This window comes from Amycolatopsis sp. WAC 04169, assembly GCF_003947535.1.
In the GTDB taxonomy this organism is placed as follows: Bacteria; Actinomycetota; Actinomycetes; order Mycobacteriales; family Pseudonocardiaceae; genus Amycolatopsis; species Amycolatopsis keratiniphila.
Genome location: NZ_QHJI01000032.1, coordinates 1 through 1,230, shown reverse-complemented (window position 1 = coordinate 1,230; position 1,230 = coordinate 1). Strand labels below are relative to the sequence as shown.

1 protein-coding gene and 1 pseudogene are annotated in these 1,230 nt (G+C 66.4%); both read left to right on the top strand.

Annotation, left to right across the window (positions count from 1 at the left end; translation table 11 throughout):
• Positions 1-202: 202 nt before the first annotated feature.
• Positions 203-600: pseudogene (locus tag DMC61_RS41890) on the top strand (transposase); the annotation flags it as partial.
• Complete coding sequence (locus DMC61_RS41885) at positions 574-1,218, top strand: transposase (RefSeq protein ID WP_233595117.1); 645 nt, start codon at positions 574-576, stop codon at positions 1,216-1,218. The pseudogene DMC61_RS41890 and the gene DMC61_RS41885, both read left to right, overlap by 27 nt.
• The last annotated feature ends 12 nt before the right edge of the window (positions 1,219-1,230 follow it).

Here is a 1,230-nt window from a genome sequence, read left to right as displayed (position 1 = left end):
TTGGTCGCGTGGTGACTCAGAAAGCCACTGCCTTGCTGGCTTGTGAAAGAACTGTCCAGCGTGATCAAGGTCCGGGCCTGGCTGGCCTGACTTGATAGAAGCGTGGACTAGACGCCATCGACCTCGACTGAGGTGTGTCCGACCAGCCCGGCCCGGAAAGGTGCACTTGTTCTCCGGCTAGGGAAGGAACACGCGCGTGTCCATGGTGGTCATCGGGATAGATCCGCACAAGTCCAGTCACACCGCGGTCGCTGTCGATCAGGCCGGACGGAAACTGGCCTGCAAGACCGTCCGCTCCGACAACGACGGACTCCTCCGCCTGCGGGCCTGGGCCGCCCGGTTCGGAACCGAGCTGATCTGGGCCGTCGAGGACGGCCGCGGCGTCGCCGGGCGGCTGGTCCGCGCCCTGATCGGCACCGGCGCCACAGTGAAATGGGTGCCCCCAAGCTGATGGCCGCCTGCCGGGCCTCGGCCCGCACCCGCGGCAAGTCCGACCCGATCGACGCGCTCGCCGTCGCCCGCGCAGCCCTGCGCGAACCCGATCTGCCGACCGCGCACCTGGACCAGCAAGCCCTGGACCTGCGACTGCTGACCGACCGACGCGAGAACCTGGTCAACCGCCGCACCGCCAGCATCAACCAGCTGCGCTGGCACCTGCACGACCTCGACCTCGACCAGAACCGCCACGACCTGACCAGGCCACGCGCACTGGCCACCCTCACCAGCGCGGTCACCGCCCTCGATCCTGGCGTCCGCCGCGACCTCACCCTCGACCTGCTCACCGAGATCACCACCCTCGGCGAGCAGATCACCCGACTCGAACACCAGCTCACCGAACGAGTCCAGCCCCTGGCCCCCAAACTCCTGTCCATCACCGGCGTCGGCACGATCACCGCCGCGAAAATCATCGGCGAAACCGCCGGCATCACCCGATTCCGCTCACCAGCCGCCTACGCCATGCACACCGGCACCGCACCCATCCCCGTCTGGTCCAGCAACAAACCCCACTACCGCCTCAACCGCGGCGGCAACCGACAACTCAACACCTGCATCCACCGCATCGCCATCACCCAACTCGCCCACCACCCACCAGCCCGCCACTACCGCGACACCTGGACCACAAACCACCCCCACGCCACCACCAAAGCCGCACTCCGAGCACTCAAACGACACCTCACCAACACCATCTACCAAGCACTCAAAGCAGACTTGACATAGAAGCTTCTTTCG